This window comes from Herbaspirillum aquaticum, from assembly GCF_002213425.1.
In the GTDB taxonomy this organism is placed as follows: Bacteria; Pseudomonadota; Gammaproteobacteria; order Burkholderiales; family Burkholderiaceae_D; genus Herbaspirillum; species Herbaspirillum aquaticum.
This window is the reverse complement of sequence record NZ_NJGV01000008.1, coordinates 184,012-210,223: the sequence shown is the minus strand read 5'-3', so window position 1 is coordinate 210,223 and position 26,212 is coordinate 184,012. Positions and strand designations below refer to the sequence as shown.

Annotated in this window: 25 protein-coding genes; 18 read left to right on the top strand and 7 right to left on the bottom strand. The window is 62.7% G+C overall.

Annotated elements, in window-relative coordinates:
* Nucleotides 1–12: 12 nt before the first annotated feature.
* The 6 genes from rfbD to CEJ45_RS10950 all read right to left on the bottom strand — a co-directional run bounded on the left by rfbD (nucleotide 13) and on the right by CEJ45_RS10950 (nucleotide 5,644).
* Nucleotides 13–963: a dTDP-4-dehydrorhamnose reductase gene (gene rfbD / locus CEJ45_RS10975; protein ID WP_088755153.1), complete on the bottom strand. Its 951-nt coding sequence runs from the start codon at nucleotides 961–963 to the stop codon at nucleotides 13–15.
* Complete coding sequence (gene rfbC / locus CEJ45_RS10970; protein WP_088755152.1) at nucleotides 960–1,538, bottom strand: dTDP-4-dehydrorhamnose 3,5-epimerase; 579 nt, start codon at nucleotides 1,536–1,538, stop codon at nucleotides 960–962. Before rfbC ends, rfbD begins: the two co-directional genes overlap by 4 nt.
* Before the next feature lie 44 nt (nucleotides 1,539–1,582).
* Entirely contained in the window at nucleotides 1,583–2,494 is a 912-nt protein-coding gene (gene rfbA / locus CEJ45_RS10965; protein WP_187697661.1) for a glucose-1-phosphate thymidylyltransferase RfbA, read from the bottom strand.
* A complete protein-coding gene (gene rfbB, locus CEJ45_RS10960) occupies nucleotides 2,491–3,570 on the bottom strand; it encodes a dTDP-glucose 4,6-dehydratase (protein WP_088755151.1) in 1,080 nt (359 codons plus the stop codon). Before rfbB ends, rfbA begins: the two co-directional genes overlap by 4 nt.
* Before the next feature lie 18 nt (nucleotides 3,571–3,588).
* Nucleotides 3,589–4,599, bottom strand: coding sequence for a UDP-glucose 4-epimerase GalE (gene galE / locus CEJ45_RS10955; protein WP_088755150.1), 1,011 nt, complete (start codon nucleotides 4,597–4,599; stop codon nucleotides 3,589–3,591).
* A 259-nt stretch (nucleotides 4,600–4,858) separates the two neighbouring features.
* The gene (locus tag CEJ45_RS10950) at nucleotides 4,859–5,644 is read right to left on the bottom strand and encodes an alpha/beta fold hydrolase (RefSeq protein WP_088755149.1); all 786 of its coding nucleotides are present in this window, start codon (nucleotides 5,642–5,644) and stop codon (nucleotides 4,859–4,861) included.
* A 213-nt stretch (nucleotides 5,645–5,857) separates the two neighbouring features.
* On the opposite strand from CEJ45_RS10950, the gene CEJ45_RS10945 reads away from it, so the two are divergent.
* From CEJ45_RS10945 to CEJ45_RS10890, 12 genes are all read left to right on the top strand, one after another.
* Nucleotides 5,858–7,348: an HD domain-containing phosphohydrolase gene (locus tag CEJ45_RS10945; protein ID WP_088755148.1), complete on the top strand. Its 1,491-nt coding sequence runs from the start codon at nucleotides 5,858–5,860 to the stop codon at nucleotides 7,346–7,348.
* A 592-nt stretch (nucleotides 7,349–7,940) separates the two neighbouring features.
* Nucleotides 7,941–8,285: an ATP synthase subunit I gene (locus CEJ45_RS10940; RefSeq protein ID WP_088755147.1), complete on the top strand. Its 345-nt coding sequence runs from the start codon at nucleotides 7,941–7,943 to the stop codon at nucleotides 8,283–8,285.
* On the top strand, nucleotides 8,282–9,103 hold the full coding sequence (gene atpB / locus CEJ45_RS10935; RefSeq protein ID WP_088755146.1) for a F0F1 ATP synthase subunit A: 822 nt from the start codon (nucleotides 8,282–8,284) through the stop codon (nucleotides 9,101–9,103). The genes CEJ45_RS10940 and atpB overlap by 4 nt, the downstream gene beginning before the upstream one ends.
* A gap of 76 nt (nucleotides 9,104–9,179) precedes the next feature.
* Nucleotides 9,180–9,425, top strand: a complete 246-nt coding sequence (atpE, locus tag CEJ45_RS10930; RefSeq protein WP_006461334.1) for a F0F1 ATP synthase subunit C — start codon at nucleotides 9,180–9,182, stop codon at nucleotides 9,423–9,425.
* A gap of 74 nt (nucleotides 9,426–9,499) precedes the next feature.
* Nucleotides 9,500–9,970, top strand: coding sequence for a F0F1 ATP synthase subunit B (locus CEJ45_RS10925; RefSeq protein WP_075255747.1), 471 nt, complete (start codon nucleotides 9,500–9,502; stop codon nucleotides 9,968–9,970).
* A 1-nt stretch (nucleotide 9,971) separates the two neighbouring features.
* Nucleotides 9,972–10,505, top strand: a complete 534-nt coding sequence (locus CEJ45_RS10920; protein ID WP_088755145.1) for a F0F1 ATP synthase subunit delta — start codon at nucleotides 9,972–9,974, stop codon at nucleotides 10,503–10,505.
* A 45-nt stretch (nucleotides 10,506–10,550) separates the two neighbouring features.
* The gene (gene atpA / locus CEJ45_RS10915; RefSeq protein WP_008332982.1) at nucleotides 10,551–12,092 is read left to right on the top strand and encodes a F0F1 ATP synthase subunit alpha; all 1,542 of its coding nucleotides are present in this window, start codon (nucleotides 10,551–10,553) and stop codon (nucleotides 12,090–12,092) included.
* 30 nt (nucleotides 12,093–12,122) lie between these two features.
* Nucleotides 12,123–12,995 (top strand): F0F1 ATP synthase subunit gamma, encoded by an 873-nt coding sequence (gene atpG, locus CEJ45_RS10910; protein WP_088755144.1) that lies wholly within the window; start codon nucleotides 12,123–12,125, stop codon nucleotides 12,993–12,995.
* 57 nt (nucleotides 12,996–13,052) lie between these two features.
* Nucleotides 13,053–14,453, top strand: coding sequence for a F0F1 ATP synthase subunit beta (gene atpD, locus CEJ45_RS10905; RefSeq protein ID WP_008332979.1), 1,401 nt, complete (start codon nucleotides 13,053–13,055; stop codon nucleotides 14,451–14,453).
* 118 nt (nucleotides 14,454–14,571) lie between these two features.
* Nucleotides 14,572–14,994 carry a F0F1 ATP synthase subunit epsilon gene (locus CEJ45_RS10900; protein WP_006461340.1) on the top strand — a complete coding sequence of 141 codons (423 nt, stop codon included), beginning with the start codon at nucleotides 14,572–14,574 and terminating at the stop codon, nucleotides 14,992–14,994.
* Nucleotides 14,995–15,353: 359 nt separating this feature from the next.
* Nucleotides 15,354–15,821, top strand: coding sequence for a CoA-binding protein (locus CEJ45_RS10895; protein WP_088755143.1), 468 nt, complete (start codon nucleotides 15,354–15,356; stop codon nucleotides 15,819–15,821).
* 53 nt (nucleotides 15,822–15,874) lie between these two features.
* Nucleotides 15,875–16,687: a polyphosphate kinase 2 family protein gene (locus CEJ45_RS10890; RefSeq protein ID WP_088755142.1), complete on the top strand. Its 813-nt coding sequence runs from the start codon at nucleotides 15,875–15,877 to the stop codon at nucleotides 16,685–16,687.
* A 31-nt stretch (nucleotides 16,688–16,718) separates the two neighbouring features.
* Here CEJ45_RS10890 and CEJ45_RS10885 read toward each other — a convergent pair whose 3' ends face one another.
* Nucleotides 16,719–17,516: a transporter substrate-binding domain-containing protein gene (locus tag CEJ45_RS10885; RefSeq protein ID WP_088755141.1), complete on the bottom strand. Its 798-nt coding sequence runs from the start codon at nucleotides 17,514–17,516 to the stop codon at nucleotides 16,719–16,721.
* Between the two features lie 227 nt (nucleotides 17,517–17,743).
* Between CEJ45_RS10885 and hemE the strand changes: the two genes are divergently transcribed.
* The 6 genes from hemE (at nucleotide 17,744) to CEJ45_RS10850 (ending at nucleotide 26,186) form a co-directional block, all read left to right on the top strand.
* A complete protein-coding gene (gene hemE, locus CEJ45_RS10880; RefSeq protein ID WP_088755140.1) occupies nucleotides 17,744–18,841 on the top strand; it encodes a uroporphyrinogen decarboxylase in 1,098 nt (365 codons plus the stop codon).
* Between the two features lie 717 nt (nucleotides 18,842–19,558).
* Nucleotides 19,559–21,742 carry a primosomal protein N' gene (locus CEJ45_RS10870; RefSeq protein ID WP_088755138.1) on the top strand — a complete coding sequence of 728 codons (2,184 nt, stop codon included), beginning with the start codon at nucleotides 19,559–19,561 and terminating at the stop codon, nucleotides 21,740–21,742.
* A gap of 297 nt (nucleotides 21,743–22,039) precedes the next feature.
* Nucleotides 22,040–23,773: an arginine--tRNA ligase gene (gene argS / locus CEJ45_RS10865; protein ID WP_088755137.1), complete on the top strand. Its 1,734-nt coding sequence runs from the start codon at nucleotides 22,040–22,042 to the stop codon at nucleotides 23,771–23,773.
* A gap of 21 nt (nucleotides 23,774–23,794) precedes the next feature.
* Complete coding sequence (locus CEJ45_RS10860; RefSeq protein WP_088755136.1) at nucleotides 23,795–24,463, top strand: SPOR domain-containing protein; 669 nt, start codon at nucleotides 23,795–23,797, stop codon at nucleotides 24,461–24,463.
* Between the two features lie 108 nt (nucleotides 24,464–24,571).
* Nucleotides 24,572–25,279: a thiol:disulfide interchange protein DsbA/DsbL gene (locus tag CEJ45_RS10855; RefSeq protein ID WP_088755135.1), complete on the top strand. Its 708-nt coding sequence runs from the start codon at nucleotides 24,572–24,574 to the stop codon at nucleotides 25,277–25,279.
* A gap of 100 nt (nucleotides 25,280–25,379) precedes the next feature.
* Nucleotides 25,380–26,186, top strand: a complete 807-nt coding sequence (locus CEJ45_RS10850) for an SDR family oxidoreductase (protein WP_088755134.1) — start codon at nucleotides 25,380–25,382, stop codon at nucleotides 26,184–26,186.
* Nucleotides 26,187–26,212 lie beyond the last annotated feature (26 nt).

Below are 26,212 nucleotides of genomic sequence, written 5' to 3'. Positions count from 1 at the left end.
CACCCGGCGTCTTCAGTCGGGAAGCAAGCGACCCTGGTCCAGCTGGTAGTGGCGGATGATCTGGTCCAGGCAGGCCAGGGCATCCTCGTCCCAATCGGGCAAGGTGATGCCGAAACGTTGTTCCAACTTGCTGCAGTCCAGCCGCGAATTGAGCGGACGTTCGGGCGGCGTCGGGTAGGAAGAAGTGAGTACCGGCGTGATCTGATCCAGCCCCTTGAGTTTCAGCGGCACGCCGCGTGCAGCCAGTTCGCGTGCGATCAGCGTGGCATAGCCGTGCCAGGACGTGGCGCCGCGTGCGGTGAGGTGATAGGTCCCGGTGGTGGCGGCCACCTTCTCGCGTCCGCCGTCGGGGCCGGCCAGCATGCGGCAGCAGACCGCGGCAATGGTGGAAGCCCAGGTCGGCGCGCCGAGCTGGTCGCCGACGATGGTATAGCTTTCCTTTTGCTGGGCCAGGCGGATGGCCGTCTTCATGAAATTGTTGCCCGCCACGTTGTAGACCCAGCTGGTGCGCAAAATCCAGTGGGCTGCGCCACTGGCGGCGATGGCCAGTTCGCCCTCGCGCTTGGTCGCTCCATACACGTTCAGCGGATGGGTGGCCATGTCTTCCGTGTAGGCCCCCGGGTGCTGGCCATCAAACACGTAATCGGTGGAGAAATGGATCAGCGCGGCGCCCAGTCGTGCCGCCTCCTCCGCCAGCACCGCCGGTGCGTCGGCGTTGATGCGGCGTGCCAGGTCGGGTTCGGACTCGGCCTTGACCACGGCGGTGTAGGCGGCCGGATGAATGATCAGGTCGGGTTTCGCATCGCGCACCGCCGAGCGCAAGGCATCGGGATGGGCGATGTCGAGTTGCCCGCGCGCCGGGGCAATGACATCCAGCCCGGCCGGCATGGCACGCAGCCGCCGCAGGAATTCGCCCCCGACCTGGCCGCTGGCGCCGGTGAGCAGGATACGCATGGGTTTCATGGGTCTGCTTTCAGGGAGGGAAGATCATGCGGCTCGAAGACCTCGGCAGAAGCGAAAGGTGTGCCGCGCTGGTCTTTGTCCGAGAGGATGGGGGCGCCTTGCAATTGCCAGTTGATGGCCAGCGCCGGGTCATTCCAGAGGATGCAGCGCTCATGCTCCGGTGCCCAGTAATCGGTGGCTTTGTAGAGGAATTCAGTGTCATCCTCCAGCACCGAGAACCCGTGCGCGAACCCGGGCGGGATCCATAGCTGCACTTTGTTTTCTTCAGTGAGCAAGGAGCTGAACCACTGACCGAAGGTCGGTGATCCGCGCCGGATGTCGAGAACCACATCCAACACCGCGCCGCGCACCACCCGGACCAGCTTGCCTTGCGGTTGCCGGATCTGGTAGTGCAGGCCACGCAGTACGCCGCGCGCGGAGCGTGAATGATTGTCCTGAACGAATTGCGCGGCGATGCCCGTGTGCTCCTGGAAGGCGCGCTGGTTGAAACTTTCGTAGAAAAAACCGCGGCTGTCGCCGAATACGCGGGGCGTGATCACTAAAACGCCGGATAGGTGAGTTTGTTCAATCTGCATGAGTCGGGATGCAATAGGTCGGGCTGTTCATGACGTCATCCAGCTCAGTAGCTCAGGTCAGTGAGCAACTGCAACAGATATTGTCCATAGGCATTTTTCTTCAGCGGGGCAGCCAGGCGTTCCAGTTGGGCCGCGTCGATATACCCGCGTCGATAAGCGATTTCTTCAGGGCAGGCTATTTTGAGTCCCTGCCGCTTTTCGATGGTGGCGATGAACTGCCCGGCATCGAGCAGGGACTCGTGCGTTCCCGTGTCCAGCCACGCAATGCCACGCCCCATCAGTTCCACCTGCAGCTGGCCCCGCTCCAGGTAGGCCCGGTTCACATCGGTGATCTCCAGTTCTCCTCGCGCCGAAGGCTTGATCCCGGCAGCGATGTCGATGGCCTGGTTGTCGTAGAAGTACAGGCCGGTCACGGCGTAATTGGAGGCGGGTTTGAGCGGCTTCTCTTCAATGCCGATCACGCGGCGCTGGCGGTCGAACTCGACCACGCCATAGCGTTCCGGGTCCTGCACGTGATAGGCGAAGATGGTGGCGCCATCGACGCGCGCATTGGCCGCACGCATGGGCGGTTCGAGGTCGCGCCCGTAGAAGATGTTGTCACCCAGGATCAATGCGGAGGGCGCGTTGCCGATGAACTCTCGCCCGATCAGGAAGGCTTGCGCCAGGCCGTCCGGCGAGGGCTGCACGGCGTAGCCGATATTGAGTCCCCATTGGTGGCCGTCCCCCAGCAACTCGGCAAAGCGCGGCGTGTCCTGTGGCGTGGAGATCAGCAGGATATCTCGTATGCCCGCCAGCATCAGGCTCGACAGCGGGTAATACACCATCGGCTTGTCGTAGATCGGCATGAGCTGCTTGGATACCACCGTGGTAGCAGGATACAGCCGTGTGCCGGAACCACCGGCCAGGATGATTCCCTTGCGGGCTTGCGCCTGCGTCGCTTCTGTTATCCCTGTCATGGCATTGCTCCCGCTGGATGGTCACCATATTGTTGCTGCAGCCAGTTGAGATAAGCCCCCGAGCGGATCTGTGCGACCCAGTCGCCATTGGCCAGGTACCACTGCACCGTTTTGCGGATGCCGCTCTCGAAGGATTCGGCGGGTTTCCAGCCGAGTTCGCGTTCCAGTTTGCGCGCATCGATGGCATAGCGCCGGTCATGCCCGGGGCGGTCCTTGACGAAGGTGATCAGCTCACGATAGCTGCCCTGTGCGCGCGGTTGCAGCTCATCGAGCGTATCGCACAGGGTATGCACCACGTGCAGGTTGGCCTGTTCATTCCACCCGCCGATGTTGTAGGTCTGTCCGGCCTGTCCGCGTGCGAGCACCGCGCGAATGGCAGCGCAGTGGTCGCTGACGTAGAGCCAGTCGCGGATCTGCTGGCCATCGCCATAGATGGGTAGCGGATTGCCGGCCAAAGCATTGGAGATCACCAGCGGAATGAGCTTCTCCGGGAAGTGATACGGACCGTAGTTGTTGGAACAGTTGGTGGTCAGTGTGGGCAAGCCATAGGTATGGTGGTATGCCCGCACCAGATGATCGGAAGCTGCCTTGGAGGCCGAATACGGGCTGTTGGGCGCATAGGGCGTAGTTTCTGAGAAAGGCGGGTCGTCGGGTTCGAGGCTGCCATAGACTTCGTCGGTCGAGACATGCAGGAAGCGGAAGTCAGCCTGATCCTGCTGCGGCAATGCCTGCCAATAACTGAGCGACTTGTTGAGCAGGTTGAACGTGCCGTTGACGTTGGTACGGATGAATTCGTCGGGACTGTGAATGGAGCGGTCCACGTGGCTCTCCGCCGCAAAGTGCAAGATTGCGCGGGGGCGGTAACGGGACAGCAGCGTGCTCATCGCCAGCTCGTCGCAAATATCGGCTTGCACGAAGGCGTAGCGCGGGTCGTCGGCCACTGAACTCAGGTTGTAGGGATTGCCTGCGTAGGTCAGCTTGTCGATGTTGAGTATTGGCTCGGCATTGGGTGCGCGCAGCCAGTCGAGGATGAAGTTGCTGCCGATGAAACCGGCACCACCAGTGACGAAGATCATGAGAAGGACTCGTTCAGATCACGACTTGAACCCATTGGGATTGCCCTGCTGCCAGCGCCAAGAATCGGCACACATGGCATCGAGCCCCAGCTTGGCTTCCCAGCCCAGCTTGCGGCGTGCTTCGGCCGGATCGGCATAGCAGGAAGCGATGTCACCCGGACGGCGGGCGGCGATGGTGTAGGGGATGGGCTTGCCGCAGGCTTTTTCATAGGCCTTCACCACGTCCAGCACGCTGTAGCCATTGCCGGTGCCGAGATTGACCGCGAAGCATTGCGGTTCGGTCAGCGCCTGCAAGGCCGCCAGGTGGCCGGTGGCCAGGTCGACCACGTGGATGAAATCGCGCACGCCGGTGCCGTCCGGGGTCGGATAATCACCCCCCCAGATGCTCAGTTTCTCGCGCCGGCCCACGGCCACCTGCGCCACATAGGGCATCAGGTTGTTGGGGATGCCGCCCGGGTCTTCGCCGATCAGGCCGCTCTCGTGCGCGCCCACCGGGTTGAAGTAGCGCAGCAGGGCGATCTTCCAGTCGGGATGGGCGCGGTGGTAGTCGCGCAGCATGTCCTCGATGACGATCTTGCTGCGGCCATACGGATTGCTGGCCGACAGCGGATGGGATTCGGTCAGCGGCAGGTATTGCGGATCGCCATACACCGTGGCCGAGGACGAAAAAACGATGGTCTTCACGCCCGTGGCCTCCATCGCCTCCAGCAGGCGCACCGTGCCGACCACATTGTTGTCGTAGTACATCAGCGGCTGTTCCACCGACTCGCCCACTGCCTTGAGGCCGGCAAAGTGGATGACGGCCTCGCACTTGAATTCGCGCAGCACGCTTTCCAGCTGCTCGCGGTTGCGGATGTCACCCTTGACCAGCGAGAGCGGACGCCCGGCAATCTTCTGGACCCGCGCAACCGACTCCGGGCTGCTGTTGCAGAAATTGTCGAAGACGATGACTTCATGGCCGGCCTTGAGCAGTTCCACGCAAGTATGGGAACCAATATAGCCGGCACCGCCGGTGACAAGAATATTCATGTGAGCTTCGCTTGTTAAGTTGGCAACGTGACGATTATGTCAGAGTCCGCGCGGTCCCTCATTGTTGTTTGATCTGGTCGCGGGATCCGGAGCACCTGAGATTAGAACATGCGAAGGGCGAGGTGCAAGCATGAAACAGCCGGGATTTTTCTTCATTTGCCCCGTTTGCGGCAGGGCGCGTTCGCCAGCGAAAAGGCCGTCGCCCGCACGAAGCGGGCGACGGCCCTTGCCGCCAGGGGCGGGGAGCAAGCAGGCAGGCTTACTTGGTGGCGGCGACGGCTTCTAGGATCACCTTGGCGACGTCGGCCGGACGCGATTGCTGCGGCACGTGGCTGGCGGCCAGCTCGGTGGTCTTGGCGTTGATCTGCTTGGCGAAGCTGCGTTCCAGCGCGGGCTGGATCATGCGGTCCTGGGTGCTGACGATGTACCAGCTCGGACGGGTCTTCCAGGCTGCGGTCTCGACCTTGTCGCCGAAGGCCTTCATGGCGATCGGGCCCTGGGTGGCGGCCATCACGGCAGCCTGCTTGGCCGGCACGTCCTGGGCGAAGTCAGCAGCCAGTGCGGCCGGCGGCAGGCTGGCGAAGCCGGCCTTGTCCACCGACAGCTTGGCGATGCCCGGGGGCACGGGCAGGTCGCGGCCCAGGTCGCCCGTTGCCTGGCCGGCGTCCGGTGCGAAGGCGGCGACGTAGACCAGGCTGGCGACCTTCTCATGGTTGCCGGCTTCGGTGATCACGGTGCCGCCCCAGGAGTGACCCACCAGCACGACCTTGCCGGGCTGGTTGTCGATGGCGCGCTTGGCGGCAGCGACGTCGTCGGCCAGCGAGGTCAGCGGGTTCTGCACGGCGGTGACCTTGATGCCCTTGGCCTGCAGCAGCGGGATGACCTTGGCCCAGTCCGAACCATCGGCGAAGGCGCCGTGGACGATCACGACGGAGGGCTTTTCGGTCGCGTCGGCGGCCATGGCATTGCTGCCGGTGAAGGCGGCGGCGATGGCCAGCATGCCGAGGCCGGTCTTGAGGCTGAAGCGGGTGGACGAGCTTTTCATGGTGTTCTCCTGTTCAAATAAGAAGGTGTGTCGGGGTGGTGTGTTGCAGTGAGGCCAGTATAGGAACGCCCTTGCGGCCCCGGTATCGGTCAATTGACCGACCCCGGTCGGCCGTGACGATGAGGCGCTGCGATTGTGGCCGCTCACCGCCGGCCTGCCCATTAACCGAAGAGTTGATTGCAGGAGTCTCGCGCTTGCCGCTACAGTGTCGGGATGCTTCCCGACGCCAACCCGATTTCCCCTTCCTCTTCGCCTTCCCCCGCCATCGTGGACGCGCCGCCGATGATCGCCGCCGGCACTGCCGTGCAGGTGCTGGCGCTGGTCGGTGATCTCAGCATGGGCCAGCCTCCCGACCAGTCGCGGCGTACAGCGGCGCTGGCCGCCCGGGTGGCGCAACTGGAGGGCGCCCCGCCCGAACTGGTGGAGCAGGCCCGGCTGGTCTCCTGGCTGCGCTGGTCCGGCTGCACCGCCAATGCGGCCGGCTTTGCCGGCCTGCTCGGGGATGACGTGGGCGGGCGCGAGGCCATGCTGCGCGATGGCTTGCCCGCCGACCATCCGCTGAACTTCACCACCATTGCGCCGCTGGCGCGCATCCATTGCGAAGTGGCGGGGGAGGTGGCCAGCCTGCTGGGTTTGCCGGCGGGCGTGGAGGCCGGCTTGCGCCATGTCTGGGAGCATCATGACGGCAGCGGTGCGCCCCAGCAGTTGCGCGGATCGGCCGTGCCGACTGCGGTCCTCTACACGAGCCTGGCGGGTGACCTGGAGATCTATGCGCGCACGCATGGGGTGCAGGCTGCCCTGAGCGTGGTGCGCCGCTTCGGCGGCATCAAATACCCGGCCGACTTGGCCGAGCGCGTGGCCGAGCATGCGCCGTCCTGGCTGGCGTCGCTGGACCACGATGACAGCGCGCGCTATCCGTCGGGGGACTTGCCCGAGCATCTGGTACCCCTGCGCATCGTGGCCGAACTCATCGAACTGAAGCTGCCCTGGCTGACCGGCTATTCGCGCCGGGTCAGCGAATTGGCCGCGCAGGCCGCCGCGCTGGCTGGATTGCCTTCCGAGCAACAGCAAAGGCTGGTTCGGGCCGCCCTGGTCCACGGCATCGGCCGCGCCGCCGTCCCCAATACCATCTGGGAGCGCGCGGGCCGTCCCAGCCAGGCTGACTGGGAACGCATCCGCCTGGCCCCTTACTGGACCTCGCGGGCCGGAGCGCTGGTGCCGGCCGTGCGTGAGGACACCGGCCTGGCTTCGCAACTCTATGAGCGACTCGACGGCAGCGGCTACTTCCGTGGGCTTGACCGCGACACGCTGGGCCTGCCGGCCCGCCTGCTGGCGGTCTCGGCGGCCCATGCCGCCCTGTGCGCGCCGCGTCCGTGGCGGGCCGCGTGTGCACCGGCTGCCGTGGCTGAGATGCTGGAGGGGGAAGTGCAGGGCGGCCGCATGGACCCGGATGCCGTGCGCTGGGTCCTGGCCGCCGCTGCAGGGGATACGTCCCCGCAGTCTTCCCGCAAGGGGCTGCTGTCGGAGCGCGAGTGCGAGGTGCTGCGCCGCATCAGCCTGGGCGAAAGCAACAAGGAGGCCGCCCGCGCGCTGCAGATCAGTCCCTCGACCGTGCGTACCCACGTCGAGAGCATCTTCCGCAAACTGCAGTGCTCCACGCGGGCTGCGGCCACGCTCAAGGGCTTGCACCTGGGGTTGATCTGATGCCGTATTTTTACGGCATCAACGGTCCGACCACTGCACCGGTCCGGTGAGCGGGCTCACTTTTTTGCGGACCCACGCTGTGCTGCAACATGCCACCCTGAAAGCGAGCCCGGTCGTCCGACCTCTCCCGATTTCCTGACAAAATGTCAGCGCCTTGCGTAAACGTTTGCGAGCGCCAGGGGAATTTCCGTAAATCATTGAATTTGCGGGATATTTCTCTGGCGTCGACGGGCGTTTTTGATTAAATTGAGCGCTGTTTCAAAAACCGGCGCGATTTTCCGGCTTTTGTACGTGCATTTCCGCAAATTCACTGCGAGATGCATAAATCTGAACAAAGGGACAAGAAGGGGAGATCCCTCGGGAGCAAAAAGCGGGCAGCGTGCAAAAGACGTGCAACGACGTTTTTGTGTTGCACTGCAAAAAATCCAAGTGGCTGCTTATTTGCCACAACTCGCCGCGAAGTGCCCCAGATAAGCCCTTGATCTGGCTGCAAAAGGTTTGACTTACCGGAAAACGAACCTTTATAATCGCCGGGCTTTTAAGCTGCCGTCTGCTCGTAAAGGGTGCGGCGCATGCACGATATTGGATAGATATGCTGCGCATCATTCTCTTGCAGCTCCTCACCACGGTCATCGCTGCCCTGGTGGCGGGGATGCTCGGCGGACTTCCGGCGCTTTGGTCCGCATTGTTGGGAGGCGTCTGCTGTGTCGTTCCCAATGCCCTGTTTGCACTGCGACTTCATGTCAGTGCGCAGAAACCCGGTGGTACCAACCCGATGACGTTTTTCTTCGGGGAATTTATCAAGATTGCTACGACTTTTGCGCTCATGGGCGCGATCGTTTGGTTGTACCACGGTGTTCACTGGCTCGCATTTGTGCTGAGCTTCATCGTGGTGCTTAAGAGTTATTTCATTTTACTGTTTAGACACCGACCATGACCGTAGAAGCCGCAGAGCACGCGCCGACAGCCTCTGAATATATTGTCCACCACCTCGGACACCTCTCCACGCATCACCAGACCAAGATCGTCGATTTCTCCATCCTGAACGTGGATACCATCTTCTGGTCCGTGTTCTGTGGCGTGATCGCCTGCTTCTTCATGTTCCTGGCCGCCCGCAAGGCGACCTCGGGCGTGCCGGGCCGCTTCCAGGCCTTCGTCGAAATGGTCGTGGAAATGGTCGAAGACCAGTCCAAGGCCATTGTCCACGGTGACCGTACCTTCATCGCCCCGGTGGCCCTGACCGTGTTCGTCTGGGTGGCCCTGATGAACTCGCTGGACTTCCTGCCGGTGGACCTGGCCTCCGGCATCCTGGGCCTGTTCGGCCTGGGTGAAATGCATCACCGCATCGTTCCCACCGCCGACCTGAACGGCACCCTGGGCATCGCCCTGGGCGTGCTGGCCCTGATGCTGTACTACAGCGTCAAGATCAAGGGCGCGGGCGGTTTCGTGCATGAACTGTTTGCAGCACCCTTCGGCATCTGGCTGGCTCCGTTCAACCTGCTGCTGAACATCATCGAATTCGCCGCCAAGACCGTGTCCCTGGGCATGCGACTGTTCGGCAACATGTATGCAGGCGAACTGTTGTTCCTGCTGATCGCATTGCTGGGATCGACCGCGACCGCATTCGGCTTCATCGGCCATGTGATCGCCGGTTCTATCTGGGCAATTTTCCACATCCTGATCGTGTTGCTCCAAGCATTCATCTTCATGATGTTGACACTGGTTTACCTGGGCCAGGCGCACGAAGCGCACTAACACAAGGCTTGCAGTACCTGTTTTTCAGTTTGTTTTTTGGTTTTGTATTTAATTTAACTTTTCTTAAGGAATTGTCATGACTGATGTCTCTTTCGTTGCTCTGGCTTGCGGTTTGATCATTGGCCTGGGTGCTATCGGCGCTTGTATCGGTATCGCGATCATGGGCGGTAAGTACCTCGAAGCATCCGCACGTCAGCCTGAACTGATGAACACCCTGCAAACCAAGATGTTCCTGCTGGCTGGCCTGATCGACGCGGCCTTCCTGATCGGCGTTGGTATCGCCATGCTGTTCGCATTCGCAAATCCGTTCATCGCCAAGTAATTCGCGCTTCATAGCCGATTCTCATCTGCCGGACGATTGGTTCCGGCACTCGTTATTCTGAGAAGGAAATTACCGTGAACTTAAATGCAACATTGATTGCACAGTTCGTGGTCTTCTTCATCCTCGCCGGCTTCACGATGAAATTCGTGTGGCCGCCGTTGATTAAGGCGCTCGATGAACGCGCCAAGAAGATTGCGGACGGGCTGGCAGCCGCTGACCGCGGTAAGGCCGATCTGGCCGCCGCCGAAAAGCGTATCCAGGGCGAACTGGCATCGGCACGTGATGAAGGCCAGAAGCGCATCGGCGAAGCCGAAAAGCGCGCTCAGCTGATCATCGAAGAAGCCAAGAAGACGGCCGCTGAAGAAGCTGCCCGCATCATCGCCAACGCCAAGGCAGACGCTCAACAGCAAGTGAACCAGGCGCGTGAAGAACTGCGCGGCCAGGTTGCAACGCTCGCCGTCAAGGGCGCGGAACAGATCCTCAAGCGCGAAGTGAATGCGGCTGCTCACGCCGACTTGCTGAATCAACTGAAGACAGAGCTGTAATATGGCCGAACTCGCAACGATCGCTCGTCCTTACGCCGAAGCCTTGTTCCGTGTGGCCAAGGCAGGCAGCCTGGCAGCCTGGTCCGATCTCGTCGACGAGATGGCCCAGGTGGCGGCGCATCCCGAGGTGCAGGCCCTGGCGCAGAACCCTTCCGTATCGCATGACAAGCTGGCAGAAGTGTTTGCCGCTGCCCTGAAGACCCCGCTGTCGGTCGAGGCGACCAATTTCGTCAAGACGCTGGTTGACAACGGCCGCCTGGTCCTGCTGCCGCAGATCGCCGAACAGTTCCACGTGCTCAAGAACACGGCGGAAGGTTCGGCCGATGCCAACATCGTGAGCGCCTTCGAGCTCAGCGATGCCCAGGTCAAGGATGTGGTCTCGGCACTGGAGAAGAAGTTCGGCCGCAAGCTGAACCCCTCCGTGACGGTCGACAGCAGCCTCATTGGCGGTGTGCGCGTCGTGGTCGGCGACGAAGTGTTCGATACCTCCGTGCGCGCGAAGCTGCAGCAGCTGCAAGCTGCTCTGGCCGCGTAAGTGCCTCTGGCTGGCTAAGCGAAAGAACAATTTTTAGGAGTTAGTATGCAACTCAACGCATCTGAAATCAGCGAGCTGATCAAGAGCCGGATCCAAGGCCTTGGCGATACCGCTGAGATTCGCAATCAGGGCACGGTCATCTCCGTGTCCGACGGTATCTGCCGTATCCATGGTCTGTCCGACGTGATGCAAGGTGAGATGCTGGAATTCCCGGGCAACACCTTCGGCCTGGCGCTGAACCTGGAGCGTGACTCGGTGGGCGCCGTTATCCTGGGCGAATACGAACACATCTCCGAAGGCGACCTGGTCAAGTGCACCGGCCGCATCCTGGAAGTGCCGATCGGTCCTGAACTGAAGGGTCGTGTCGTCAACGCACTGGGCCAGCCGATCGACGGCAAGGGTCCGATCAACGCCAAGCTGACCGCCCCGATCGAAAAGATCGCCCCGGGCGTGATCGCGCGTCAGTCCGTGTCGCAGCCGATGCAGACCGGCCTGAAGTCGATCGACTCCATGGTGCCCGTTGGCCGTGGCCAGCGTGAGCTGATCATCGGTGACCGCCAGACCGGCAAGACCGCTGTCGCCATCGACGCCATCATCAATCAAAAGGGTCAGAACATGACCTGCATCTACGTTGCGATCGGCCAGAAGGCTTCGTCGGTCAAGAACGTGGTGCGCGCACTGGAAGCCCACGGCGCGATGGAATACACCATCGTCGTGGCCGCGACCGCCTCCGAATCGGCAGCGATGCAATACGTGTCGGCCTACTCGGGTTGCGCCATGGGCGAATACTTCCGCGACCGCGGTCAAGACGCCCTGATCGTGTATGACGATCTGTCCAAGCAAGCCGTGGCTTACCGTCAGGTCTCGCTGCTGCTGCGCCGTCCGCCGGGCCGTGAAGCTTACCCTGGCGACGTGTTCTACCTGCACAGCCGCCTGCTGGAACGTGCTGCCCGCGTGAACGCCGACTACGTCGAGAAGTTCACCAACGGCGAAGTCAAGGGCCAGACCGGTTCCCTGACCGCACTGCCGATCATCGAAACCCAGGCTGGTGACGTTTCCGCCTTCGTTCCGACCAACGTGATCTCGATCACCGACGGCCAGATCTTCCTGGAAACCTCGCTGTTCAACGCCGGTATCCGTCCTGCGATCAACGCCGGTATCTCGGTGTCGCGCGTCGGTGGTGCTGCCCAGACCAAGGTCATCAAGGGCCTCTCCGGCGGTATCCGTACCGACCTGGCACAGTACCGTGAACTGGCTGCCTTCGCGCAGTTCGCTTCCGACCTGGACGAAGCCACCCGCAAGCAGCTGGACCGCGGTGCGCGCGTGACCGAACTGCTGAAGCAGGCTCAGTACACCCCGCAATCGATCTCGATCATGGCCGTCACCCTGTTCGCCGTCAACAAGGGCTACATGGACGACGTCGAAGTGAAGAAGATCCTGGCCTTCGAGTCGGCTCTGCACAACTTCATGAAGACCAGCCACGCTGAGCTGCTGAAGAAGATCGAAGACACCAAGCAACTGGATAAGGATGCTGAGGCAGCCCTGGCAGCCGCCATCGCTGACTTCAAGAAATCCGGCGCGTACTAATTCTTACTGAAGCTATAAGGAGTCTTACTCATGGCTACAGGTAAAGAGATACGTGGCAAGATCAAGAGCGTAGAAAATACGAAGAAGATCACCAAGGCGATGGAAATGGTCGCGGCATCCAAAATGCGCAAGGCGCAGGACCGGATGCACGCAGCCCGCCCGTACAGCGACAAGATCCGCAACATTGCGGCCAACCTGTCGCAGGCCAATCCGGAGTACGTGCACCCGTTCATGGTCCAGCAAGACACGGCCAAGCGCGTTGGTTTCATCGTCGTCACGACCGACAAGGGTCTGTGCGGCGGCATGAACACCAACTCGCTGCGTCTGTTGACCAACAAGTTCCGTGAACTGGAAGGCCAGGGCAAGGCCATCGAAACCGTCGCCATTGGCAACAAGGGTTTGGGTTTTCTGAATCGCATCGGCGCCCGTGTGGCCGCCAACGCGACGCAACTGGGTGATACGCCGCACCTGGAAAAGCTGATCGGCCCCGTCAAGGTGCTGCTCGACGCTTACCAGGAAGGCAAGCTGGACGCGGTGTACCTGGTGTACACCAAGTTCATCAATACGATGAAGCAGGAAGCCACCCTGCAGCAGCTGCTGCCGCTGACCAGCGACAAGCTCAAGGCTGACGAGGGTGCGCACTCCTGGGACTACATCTATGAGCCCGACGTGCAATCCGTGGTGGACGAACTGCTGGTGCGTTACGTCGAAGCGCTGATCTATCAAGCCGTCGCCGAGAACATGGCCTCCGAGCAATCGGCGCGCATGGTCGCGATGAAGGCCGCCAGCGACAACGCAGGTAGCGTGATCGGTGAGTTGAAGTTGGTCTACAACAAGACTCGCCAGGCCGCCATTACCAAAGAGCTGTCGGAAATCGTCGCCGGTGCGGCTGCGGTCGGCTGATCAGCTGGCGTAGCGTAGCGAAACAGAATTTAAATTTTATCTATTGAAGGAACGAAAATGGCTGATGGCAAAATCGTTCAGTGTATCGGCGCTGTGGTGGACGTGGAGTTTCCGCGCGATGCGATGCCCAAGGTTTACGATGCCTTGAAATTGGAAGGTTCGGATCTGACCCTGGAAGTCCAGCAGCAGCTGGGCGACGGCGTGGTTCGTACCATTGCGCTCGGTTCGTCGGACGGTCTGCGCCGCGGCCTGACCATCTCGAACACCGGCAAGCCGATCACGGTGCCCGTCGGTACCGCGACCCTGGGTCGCATCATGGACGTGCTGGGCAACCCGATCGACGAATGCGGTCCGGTCTCGCACGAGCAAACCGCTTCGATCCACCGCAAGGCCCCTGCGTACGACGAACTGTCGCCCTCGCAAGAGCTGCTGGAAACCGGCATCAAGGTCATTGACCTGGTCTGCCCGTTCGCCAAGGGTGGTAAGGTCGGTCTGTTCGGTGGCGCCGGTGTGGGCAAGACCGTGAACATGATGGAACTGATCAACAACATCGCCAAGGCGCACAGCGGTCTGTCCGTGTTCGCCGGTGTTGGTGAGCGTACCCGTGAAGGTAACGACTTCTACCACGAAATGGCAGAAGCCAAGGTGGTGGACCTGGAAAACCCGACCAACTCCAAGGTCGCCATGGTCTACGGCCAGATGAACGAACCGCCGGGCAACCGTCTGCGCGTGGCGCTGACCGGCCTGACCATCGCGGAAGGTTTCCGTGATGAAGGCAAGGACGTGCTGTTCTTCGTCGACAACATCTACCGTTACACCCTGGCCGGTACCGAAGTGTCCGCGCTGCTGGGCCGTATGCCGTCCGCCGTGGGCTACCAGCCCACGCTGGCCGAAGAAATGGGCCGCCTGCAAGAGCGTATCACCTCGACCAAGACTGGCTCGATCACCTCGATCCAGGCCGTGTACGTCCCTGCGGATGACTTGACCGACCCGTCGCCGGCAACCACCTTCGCCCACTTGGACTCGACCGTCGTTCTGTCGCGTGACATCGCCTCGCTGGGTATCTACCCCGCCGTCGACCCGCTGGACTCGACCTCGCGCCAGCTGGACCCGCAAGTGGTCGGCCAGGAGCACTACGAGACCGCGCGCGCCGTCCAGGGTACCCTGCAGCGCTACAAGGAACTGCGTGACATCATCGCGATTCTGGGCATGGACGAACTGGCACCGGAAGACAAGCTGATCGTCGCACGTGCTCGCAAGATGCAGCGTTTCCTGTCGCAGCCCTTCCACGTGGCCGAAGTGTTCACCGGTTCCCCGGGCAAGTACGTTTCGCTGAAGGACACGATCAAGGGCTTCAAGATGATCGCCAGCGGTGAACTGGACCACCTGCCGGAACAAGCGTTCTACATGGTCGGTACCATCGACGAAGCAATCGAAAAGGCCAAGAAGATCAACTAAGACTGACCACGCCGTGGGGCTCCGGTGCAGTACCGGATGCAGCCATGGCAGGTAAGTAATCATTGATTCATTGGCGCCGCTCCTGTTCGCAGGAGCGGTCAATCGACTAGGAAACGACATGGCACATACTATTCACGTGGACGTGGTCTCGGCGGAAGAGGAAATCTTCTCCGGCGAGGCAGAATTCGTCGCGTTGCCGGGCGAAGCGGGTGAGCTGGGTATCTATCCCCGTCACACCCCGCTGATCACGCGCATCAAGCCAGGTGCTGTCCGTATCAAGGTCTCGGGCCAGGCACACGAGGAATTCGTGTTCGTGGCCGGTGGCCTCCTGGAAGTGCAGCCCGACGCCGTGACCGTGCTGGCCGACACCGCCATCCGTGGTGCCGACCTGGACGAAGCCAAGGCCGCCGAAGCCAAGCGTCTGGCCGAGGAAGCGCTGGTGAACCGTGACTCCAAGATCGACCACGCCGCAGCCCAGGCCGAACTGGCCGCCGCAGTGGCACAGCTGGCCGCGATCCAGAAGTTGCGTCAGAAGCGCTGATCGCTGGTAGCGTTCTTCCCGGCGAAGAGCGCTCCGGCACGGCAGCACAGCAGTACAGAAGTAGATGAAAGGCAGCTTCGGCTGCCTTTTTTCATGCGCGCACAGTTCCTCTCATGCGCGTGGCCAGTTCTTCCATGCAGATCCTGGGTGCTTCTGCCGCCCCAGGGCTGACCAAATCTGGCGGCTTCCAGGCCGTATGAATCAACCTGGATCAAGTTTGCCCACATGTCGCGCACACTGGCGCTGCGGCAACTTTCATCCTCGGGTAAAGTGCGCTGACGTGAAGGATAGAACCAATTCCGTCCGACCCAATCATTGATAGCATTAGCCTCATTTCCATCAGCCGGACAGGAGCCCCCATGTCGTCAGCTGCACCCGCATCTTCCGCATCGCCTTCTTCGACCACAGCGCGCCAGCATGGCAAGCCCATCATTGCCGTGGTCGGCCTGTCCAACCGTCCCGAGCGCGCCAGCTTTGACGTGGCCGCCTATATGCAGTCAGCGGGATACCGCATCGTCGCCGTCAATCCCATGTACGCCGGCCAGACCATCCTGGGCGAGCACTGCCATGCCAGCTTGCGGGAGGCCAGCGCGGCATTGGCGCAGGACGGCCTGCGCATTGCCATCGTCGATTGCTTCCGCAAGTCGGCCGACATTCCGCCGGTGGTGGAGGAGGCCATCGCCATCGGCGCCGAATGCGTGTGGATGCAGCTCGATATCGTTCACGAAGAGGCCGCTGCCCGCGCGCGTGCGGCCGGGTTGAAGGTGGTCATGGACAAGTGCATCAAGATCGAACATGCCATGGGGCAGTTGCATGGCGTGTTGTAATGCCAGGCTGGTGAAATCCGTAAATCATTTATAACGAGAAAAAGCGAGACAGCATGGCAAAGAAAATCGGCCCGCAATTCATCGTCCATCCCAAGTTCGTCCTCAAGGAAAGCGACGCCTCCACCAAGCCGCTCTCCAGCGGCAACAAGGAAACCGACCGCGCCACCGTGCAGCGCCTGGCGGCCGAGATCGGCCTGCAGCAACAGATGCTCTATGCCGGCCACAAGCACAAGGTGCTGGTGATCCTGCAGGGCATGGATACCAGCGGCAAGGATGGCACGGTCAATGACGTCTTTGCTGCCGTCAACCCGCAGGGCATCCGCATCGCCAACTTCAAGGGGCCGACCGCCATCGAACTGGCGCACGACTACCTCTGGCGCGTGCATGCGCAGGTACCGGTGGCAGGGGAGATCGCCGTCTTCAATCGCAGCCACTACGAGGACGTGCTCATCACCCGCGTGCACGACTGGATCGACGACAAGGAGTGCAAGCGCCGCTATCGCCAGATCAACGACTTCGAACGCATGCTGTGGGAGACCGGAACGGTGGTGTTGAAGTTCTTCCTGCACATCTCGAAGGCCGAGCAGAAATCGCGGCTGCAGTCGCGCATCGATGATCCCAACAAGCACTGGAAATTCGACCCGCAAGACCTGGCCGAGCGCAAGTTCTGGGATGCCTACCAGCAGCGCTACCAGGAGGTGCTGCGCCAGACCAGCACGCTGCACGCGCCCTGGTATGTGGTGCCGGCCGACTCCAAGACCCACCGCAACCTGCTGGTGGCCAATGTGGTCCTGGAGACCCTGCAGAAGCTCAAGCTGCGCTTCCCCGACCCCAAGCCCGAACTCAAGGACCTCAAGTTCGACTGAAGCCGGGAGCGGCGCAGCCGACCCTAGTTGATTACTTGAGCCACTTGTCGAAGATGCGCTGGTATTCGCCGGTGGCCTTGGCCAGGTGCAGCCAGGTATCGACGTAGGCCTTGAAGGCGACATCGCCACGCGGCAGCAGGTAGGCCTTCTCGGCAAATTGCAGCGGCTGGTCCGGCTGCACCGGGCACAGTTCCGGATGCAGCTTGGATTGCCACAGGGTTTCGCTGGCATCGGTCACCATCACATCGGCCTTGCCATCGATGATCTGCTGGAAGATGGTGACGTTGTCCGGATGCTGGAGCAAGGTCGCGTTCTTGTAGCGGGCCTTGGCAAAGCGCTCGTTGGTGCCGCCCGGGTTGACGATGGCGCGCGTGCCGGGCTGGTCGATCATGTCGAAGTTGCGGAATTTTTCCTTGTCGGCACAGCGGATGATGGGCGCTTTCCCATCCACCATGACCGGCTCGGAGAAGGCCGCCCTGCGGGCGCGATCGAGGGTGATCGAGACGCCGCCCATGGCCACGTCGCACTGGGCGATGAAGTCATTCATCAGGGTGCTCCAGGTGGTCTTGACGAACTGCGCCTCCACCCCCAGCGACTTGGCCAGCGCCTGGCCGAGTTCCACGTCCATGCCTTCGAAGGTCTGGTCGGGGCGATAGTAGGTAAATGGCTTGTAGTCGCCGGTCATGCAGATGCGCAGCTTGCCGGCCTTGAGTACCTGGTCCAGGCGTGAGGCTGGGACGGCGTCGTCGGCACGGGCCGCCGACAGCGTCAGGCAGAGCGACAGGGCGGCCAGGCCTGCGAGCAGGACGGTGCGGATGATGGACTTCATGGAAGCTCCTCGTGGATGATGATGGTGGAGATGGACGTTGACACGGTATGCGGTCCGCTTCTTGTTCATTGGTAGGACCGGCTGGGGACAGCCACCGGATCATAGCAAAACCGCGCGCCACGACCTGCATCAATATCAGCGCACGCTGATAGCGACAATTAGCCGGAAGCCATGCGCGGAGGATGCGATAATGCCGGATTGTCGTCAGACCGCATTGCAGGCCGACCATGTCCTCTTCTTCTTCCATGTCCACCTTCGCTCCGCTCAAAAACGATACCTTCCTGCGTGCGCTGCTGCGCCAGCCCACCGAGTACACGCCGCTGTGGCTGATGCGCCAGGCGGGCCGCTACCTGCCGGAATACCGCGCCACGCGCGCCCGTGCCGGCTCCTTCATGGGCCTGGCCACCAATCCGGACTACGCCACCGAGGTCACGCTGCAGCCGCTGGAACGCTACCCGCTGGATGCCGCCATTCTCTTCTCCGACATCCTCACCGTGCCTGACGCCATGGGCCTGGGCCTGTATTTCGCCGATGGGGAAGGTCCCAAGTTCGAGCGCCCCTTGCGTGATGAGGCGGCCATCCAGGCCCTGCAGGCCCCCGACCTGGGCAAGCTGGACTACGTTTTCAAGGCCGTCACCCAGATCCGCCGCGAACTCGACGGCCGCGTGCCCCTGATCGGCTTCTCCGGCAGCCCCTGGACCCTGGCCTGCTACATGGTCGAAGGCGGCGGCTCGGATGATTTCCGCCTGGTCAAGAGCCTGCTCTATCGCCGTCCGGACCTGATGCACCACATCCTCAAGACCAATGCCGATGCCGTGGCCGCCTACCTGAACGCGCAGATCGCCGCCGGTGCCCAGGCCGTGATGATCTTCGACACCTGGGGTGGTGCGCTGGCCGATGGCATCTACCAGCAATTCTCGCTGGCCTACATGCAGCAGGTGGTCAGCCAACTGCAGCGCCAGCACGATGGCCAGCATATCCCGGTGATCGTCTTCACCAAGGGCGGTGGCCTGTGGCTGGAGCAGATCGCCGCCATCGGCGCCGACGCCGTGGGCCTGGACTGGACCGTCAACCTGGGCGAAGCGCGCCGCCGCGTGGGCGACAAGGTAGCGCTGCAGGGCAACCTCGACCCCAATGTGCTCTTTGCCGGTGACGACGCCATCCGCACCGAAGTGCGCAAGCTGCTGGAGTCCTTCGGCCGTCCCGGTACCGGCAGCGGACATGTCTTCAACCTGGGCCACGGCATCTCCCAGCACACCCCGCCGGAAGCGGTCGCCACGCTCGCGCAGGCCGTACACGAGATCAGCCGCTCGCTGCGCGGCTGAACGTGCGCGTATCTGTCGTTATCTGTTCATATTTGTGCGACTGGCCAAGCCCATATGCACATTCGTGCCACTGGCGAGGGACTTATGCACACGCAGGCGGAATTCTTGATTGAGAATCAAATTTATTTGAATATGAAGGTTTGCGCAGAGTGCTCATGCGCAACCCTTTGATTTTATTGGATTTATTTTTCGATCGCCGAAGCGACATTGCGTGGAAAAGTGCACTAGCCGTGGCTTGCGAGCTTGTCAATAGGCAGTTGCCCACAAAGTTATCCACAGATGCTGTGCATAAGCACCAAAAGCGTTTACAAAACCGTTGCTTATCGAAATCTTTGAAGGTTTACTTTAAGTTTGTAGGACAGTGAGATAACAGCATGCAATCCAAAGTCGACAAAATTCCGTCGGTCAGGACTTGACAAACGCTGGGCCCATTGCCCCTAAGTGCAGACTTATGCACACAGGAGGCAATGCCCACATGCGCAAAGCGTCCATGAAAAAATATTTTTCGTGTTTCAAGCCCTGGTTGCAAGTCATTGATTTCATTGACTTAATTTTTTGCCCCCGATTTGGGCAACGCATCGCAAGCCGCAGCCAGACTGCGCGGGGCGATGTCAAGTGGCACTTGTCCCCAAAGTTATCCACAGTGTATGTGGATAGGTCCAAAAATGACGATGAAACCGAGGCTTAGCCCGGTTTTTCAGGATTGACTTTAAGTTCGTGGAACAACGCCTGCTCAAGGTGGCGCTCGATACGCCCCTGCATACCGTCTTCGATTACCGCTGGCAGCCGGCCACGCCGGAGGAGCCCATGCCGGCCATCGGCCAGCTGGTGGTGGTACCGTTCGGCCGCCGCGAAGCTGTGGGCGTGGTGGTCGGCCATGCGGACCAGACCGACTTGCAGGCCGACAAGATCAAGGACGTCATTGCCGTGCGGCACCAGTTGCCGCCCATGTCGGCGCACTGGCTGGCGCTGTGCGGCTTCGCGGCCGACTACTACCAGCGCCCGCTCGGTGAGGTGATGCTGCCCGGGCTGCCCAAGAACCTGCGTGCGCTGACCACGGTGGCGCTGGACAAGGCGCTCAAAGCCCTGGGCCGTCTGGTCGCCCCCAAAAAGACAAAGGCGCGCCGCAAGACTCGCGCCGACACCGAAGCGATCACCGTCGAGGCAGTCGAACCCGGCCCGCAGGCTGCGCCCGATCCGCTGCAGCTGGGTGAGGCACCGCCGCTGAACCCGGCCCAGCAGCAGGCCGTGGACGCCATCGCGGGCGCCAGGGGATTTGCGCCGCTGCTGCTGTACGGCGTCACCGGCAGCGGCAAGACTGAGGTCTACCTGCAAGCCGCTGCCGCCATCCTGCGCCGCGCGGCCGAGGAGGTCGCACCGGGCAACGGCGAGGAGCAGACCGACACGGCCGACCCTGGCCAGCCCGCGCCAGCCCCCGCGCAGATCCTGGTGCTGGTACCTGAAATCAACCTGACCCCGCAGCTGGAAGGCAACATCCGCGCACGCTTCCCGCACCTGAACGTGGTGGCGCTGCACAGCGGGCTGGCCGAGGGCGAGCGCGCCCGCAACTGGCTGGCCGCGCACCTGGGCCAGGCTCACATCGTGCTGGGCACGCGGCTGGCGATCCTGTCTTCGCTGCCGTCGTTGAAGCTCATCGTCATCGACGAGGAACACGATCCCTCCTACAAGCAGCAGGAAGGCCTGCGCTATTCCGCACGCGACCTGGCGGTGTGGCGCGCGCACCAGCTCGGCATTCCCGTGGTGCTGGGCTCGGCCACGCCCTCGCTGGAAACCTGGCACCACGCCCAGGCAGGCCGCTACCGCCGGCTGGAGCTGCGCCAGCGCGCGGCCCAGCAGGCGGTGCTGCCCACGGTCAAGGTGATCGACATGGAGCGCGACAAGCCCGTCGACGGCCTTACCGCCGGCCTGATCGCCGCCGTGCGCAAGCGCCTGGAGCAGGGCGAGCAGTCACTGCTGTTCCTGAACCGCCGCGGCTATGCGCCGGTGCTGGCCTGCGACGCCTGCGGCTGGATCAGCAACTGCATGCGCTGCGATGCCTTCATGGTGGTGCACCGGCCCGAGCGCCGCCTGCGCTGCCACCATTGCAGCCTGGAACTGGCCATCCCGCGTGCCTGCCCGACCTGCGGCAACGTCGACCTGCAGCCCTTGGGGCGCGGCACCCAGCGGGTGGAGGAGGGATTGCAGGCGATCTTCCCCGGCGCGCGCGTGCTGCGCATCGATGCCGATTCGACCCGCCTGAAGGGCTCGGCCCAGAGCGCCTTCGACAGCGTGCACCGGGGCGAGGTGGATATCCTGGTCGGCACCCAGATGGTGGCCAAGGGACACGATTTCAAAAAGCTCACGCTGGTGGGCGTGCTCAATCCCGATACGGCACTGTTCTCGCACGACTACCGCGCCAGCGAACGGCTCTTTGCCCAATTGATGCAGGTGGCCGGCCGCGCCGGCCGGGCCGGGCTGTCCGCCGATGGCAGCTCGGGCGAGGTGCTGATCCAGACCCGCTATCCGCATCACCCGCTGTACCAGGCCGTGATGCGCCACGACTACGACGGCTTTGCCGGCGACTTGCTGGAGGAGCGCCGCCAGGCCCATTTCCCGCCCTTCATGTACCAGGCGCTGCTGCGGGCCGAGGCGCGCGAGCTGGACACGGCCCTGGGATTCCTGAAGGAGGCCGCCGCCTTGCTGGACGCCCCCGCCATCACCATCAACGAACCGATCCCCATGACGCTGATGCGGGTGGCCAACGTGGAGCGCGCCCAGCTGCTCATCGAATGCCCTTCGCGTCCGGCGCTGCAGGGCTTCCTCAAACACTGGCTGGCCGAGTTGCGGCAACTCAAGACCCGGGCCCGCTGGTCGCTGGAAGTCGATCCAGTCGATATATGAACGCAGGCCCGCCGCTGGCGGGTCCCCGGCGTGTCTCGACATGCGCGGTGAAGTTTGTTGCAAAATTGTTCTAACAGTGTCCCAGGGTGTCCCAAGCGCGGCGGCATGCTTTGTTGTGATTGCGGCATCTTTATGCAACAGAGAGCTTGCCCGCGTGCAAGCTGCTTGCTCGGGCAGCCAACATGGCGCGCCTAGCCGGTATAATCTCGGCTGCTCAACCAATTGCAAGCGATCCCTCCGCGCGGCGCAGCCTGCCAGACCAGCGCCTCGGCCGCTTCCGCTTTACCCCTCATTCCCATGCTCGCACAACAGAAACAACGCATCTCCGACCTGTTCTCGTCCGCCTTGCAGCCGCTGCTGGCTGATAGCGGCCTGACCCCGACCATCACCCTGGAGCGTCCGCGCGATGCCTCGCACGGCGACATCGCCTGCAACATCGCCATGCAGCTGGCCAAGCCGCTGAAGAAGAATCCGCGCGAACTGGCACAAGCCATCGTGGCCGCCGTCATGGCCGACCCGGCGCGCGAAGGCCTGGTGGAGTCCGTCGAGATCGCCGGCCCCGGCTTCATCAACCTGCGCGTGGCGGCTGCCGCCAAGCAGGCGGTGGTCAAGGTGATCCACGAACAGGGCGAGGCCTTCGGCCGTGGCAGCCTGGGTGCCGGCAAGAAGGTGCTGGTCGAGTTCGTCTCGGCCAATCCCACCGGTCCGCTGCACGTGGGCCATGGTCGCCAGGGCGCCCTGGGCGATGCACTGTCCTCGCTCTTGGAAGCCCAGGGCTATGACGTGCTGCGCGAGTTCTACTACAACGATGCCGGCGTGCAGATCGCCACCCTGGCCACCTCGGTGCAGGCGCGTGCGCGCGGCTTCAAGCCGGGTGACGCCGAGTGGCCCGAGTCGGCCTACAACGGCGACTACATCGCCGACATCGCCCGCGACTTCCTCGACAAGAAGACCGTCTCGGCCAGCGATGGCGAACCCGTCACCGGCAGCGGCGATGTGGAAGACATGGACTCGATCCGCCGCTTCGCCGTGGCCTACCTGCGCCACGAGCAGGACCTGGACCTGCAGGCCTTCGGCGTGAAGTTCGACAATTACTACCTCGAGTCCTCGCTCTACGCCGACGGCAAGGTAGCCGCCGCCGTGGATGCGCTCATTGCCGCCGGCAAGACCTACGAGCAGGATGGCGCGCTCTGGCTGCGCACCACCGACTATGGCGACGACAAGGATCGCGTCATGAAGAAGACCGACGGCACCTATACCTACTTCGTGCCCGACGTCGCCTATCACATCAACAAGTGGCAACGCGGCTACGGCAAGGTCATCAATATCCAGGGCAGCGACCACCACGGCACCATCGCCCGCGTGCGCGCCGGCCTGCAAGCCGCCGGTGTGGGCATCCCGCAGGGTTATCCCGACTACGTGCTGCACAAGATGGTCACCGTCATGCGCAATGGCGAAGAGGTCAAGATTTCCAAGCGCGCCGGTTCCTACGTCACCCTGCGCGACCTGATCGAATGGTCGGCCGGCGAGGCGGTCGAGGGCCAGGAGCGCGACCTCACGCGCGGCCGCGATGCGGTGCGCTTCTTCCTGATCTCGCGCAAGGCCGATACCGAGTTCGTCTTCGACGTCGATCTGGCGCTGGCGCAGTCCGATGAAAACCCGGTCTATTACGTCCAGTACGCCCACGCCCGCATCTGCACCGTGCTGGGCAAGTCGGGCGTGGATGAAGAAGCGCTCAAGACCACGGCTGACCTGTCGCTCTTGACCGCCCCGCGCGAAGCGTCGCTGCTGGCCAAGCTGGCCGAGTATCCGGACATGCTGGCCCATGCCCTGCAGGAACTGGGACCGCACCAGGTGGCCTTCTACCTGCGCGATCTGGCAGGCGAACTGCATAGCTACTACAATGCGGAACGCGTGCTGGTCGACGATGTCCCAACCAGGTCTGCACGCCTGGCGCTGTTGTCCGCCACCCGCCAGGTGCTGCGCAACGGCCTGGCATTGTTGGGCGTATCGGCTCCGGCCAGAATGTAAAACAAGCAGCTAAAGAGAAACGTGAAACCGTTGAACGCGAAATATCACAAGCAGGCCGGCGGTACGCTGCTCGGCCTGATCCTGGGTTTGATCGTCGGCCTGGGGATCGCCGTGGGTGTGGCACTGATGATCACCAAGTCGCCCATCCCCTTCGTCAACAAGGTGACGCGCCCCGAGCGCGCCGACCCGACGCCGGCCCAGGCGGCCGATCCCAACCGTCCGCTCTACGGCAACCGCGACATCGCCCGCGAAGCTGCGCGCGACCAGCAGCAGTCGCAGACGCCGGTGCCGCCCAACACGGCCGCCGCCCAGCCGGTGCCGCCAGTGGCCCCGGCGCCGCAGTCCAGCCCGGCTACCCCGGCACCGTCCAAATCGGAGACCAAGACGGCTGACGCCAAGCCCTCGGCCACCACGCCTGCGACCCCGGCTGTCAAGAACGACACCAACGACGACAAGTGGACCTACTTCCTGCAGACTGGCGCCTTCCGCGACCAGGCCGATGCCGAAAGTGCCCGCGCCAAGCTGGCCCTGCTGGGCTTCGAGGCCAAGGTCACCGAACGCACGGCCGACAGTGGCGTGCTCTATCGCGTGCGCATCGGTCCCTTCGAGCATGCGGAGTCGATGAACCGCACGCGCAGCAAGCTGTCCGATAACGGGGTTGATGCCGCCATCGTGCGCATTCCCAAGTAATCCAGAGCGCACCGTGGATGCCGGCGGCAGGGGATGACCGACCGGCACGACGGGCGCGGAACGACCAAGGGTCGTTCCCACCGACTATCCATCAGAGAGGGTAATACCATGCGTTTCCATCAAAAGCTGCTGGCTGCGGTCAGCTTCGGCGTGCTGGCTTTGAGCGCCAGCGTCGGCGCTTCGGCCTCGCCGGCCAATCCGCAAGTGGGCAGCGACTACCGCGTGCTGGAGCAGGCCCAGCCGACGGACTCCGGCAACAAGGTCGAAGTCACCGAGTTCTTCTGGTTCGACTGCCCGCACTGCGCGGCCTGGGACCCGTCGCTGACGGCCTGGGTCAAGAAGCAGGGCGACAAGATCAGCTTCAAGAAGGTGCCGGTGGCCTTCCGCGACAGCTTCGTACCGCAGCAGAAGCTCTACTACACGCTGGAAGCCATGGGCAAGGCTGACGAGCTGACCCCCAAGATCTTCCAGGCCATCCACGTGGAAAACCAGCGCATCAACACCGACAAGACCATCCTGGCCTACATCGAGAAGATCGGCCTGGACAAGCAGAAATTCCTCGACCTGTACAACTCCTTCGGCGTGCAGACCAAGGCCCGCCGCGCCGCCCAGCTGCAGGAAGCCTACAAGGTCGACGGCGTGCCCATGATCGCCATCGATGGCCGTTACGTGACCTCGCCCGCCGTGGTCGGCGTGGCCCTGGCCAACCAGCCGGAATCGATGCAGCAAGCCGCCGCCCTGCAGGTGATGGATCACCTGGTGGCCAAGGTCGCTGCTGAAAAGGCCGCTGGCAGCACCCCCGCGAAAAAGAAATAAGCTTCACCCGTTCCACACGGTCCGCGTCCGCAAGGCCGCGGACCGTTGTCATTTGGGCAGTAGAAATTACCTAAACCTTCAACTCACCTCAGGAGCAGGCATGGCCAACCCTCTCGTCGTTGCAGCCCAGGAACGCGTATTCCTGACCGGCGCCTCCAGCGGTATCGGCATGGCCCTGGCGCATGCCTACGCCCGCCGCGGGGCCATCCTCGGCCTGGTCGCCCGCCGCACGGCCGAGCTGGAGGCCCTGCGCGCCAGCCTGCCGCATCCTGAACGGCACCGCGTCTACGCCCTCGACGTCACCGACCACGCGGCCCTGGGCGCCGCCGCCGACTCCTTCCTGGCCGAGTTCGGCGGGGCAGACGTGGTCATTGCCAACGCCGGCATTTCGCAGGGCACGCTGACCGAATACCAGGAAGACCTGCCGGCCTTCGAACGCATCCTGGCCGTCAACGTCACGGCTACCTTTGCCACCTTCACGCCCTTCGTGGCGCGCATGAAGGCCGCGCCACCCGCGCAGCGCAATCGCTGCCGCCTGGTCGGCATCGGCAGCGTGGCGGGCATTCGCGGCTTGCCGGGGGCGGGGGCCTACAGCGCCTCCAAGTCGGCCGTGATCAGTTACTGCGAATCGCTGCGGGTAGAATTGCGCTCCTCCGGCATCAAGGTCGTGACCATCGCGCCCGGCTACATCGATACCCCGATGACCCGTGTGAACACCTATCCCATGCCCTTCCTGATGCCGGTGGAGCGTTTTGCCGAGCGTGCCGTCGAGAGCATCGCCGAGGGCGTGAGCTATCGCGTCATTCCCTGGCAGATGGGGGTGGTGGCCAAGCTGCTGCGGCTGCTGCCGAACTGGCTGTACGATATGGCCTTCGCCCGCGCGCCCCACAAGAAACGCAATCTGTAAATCTGGCGGCTGCGGCCGCTCCTGGA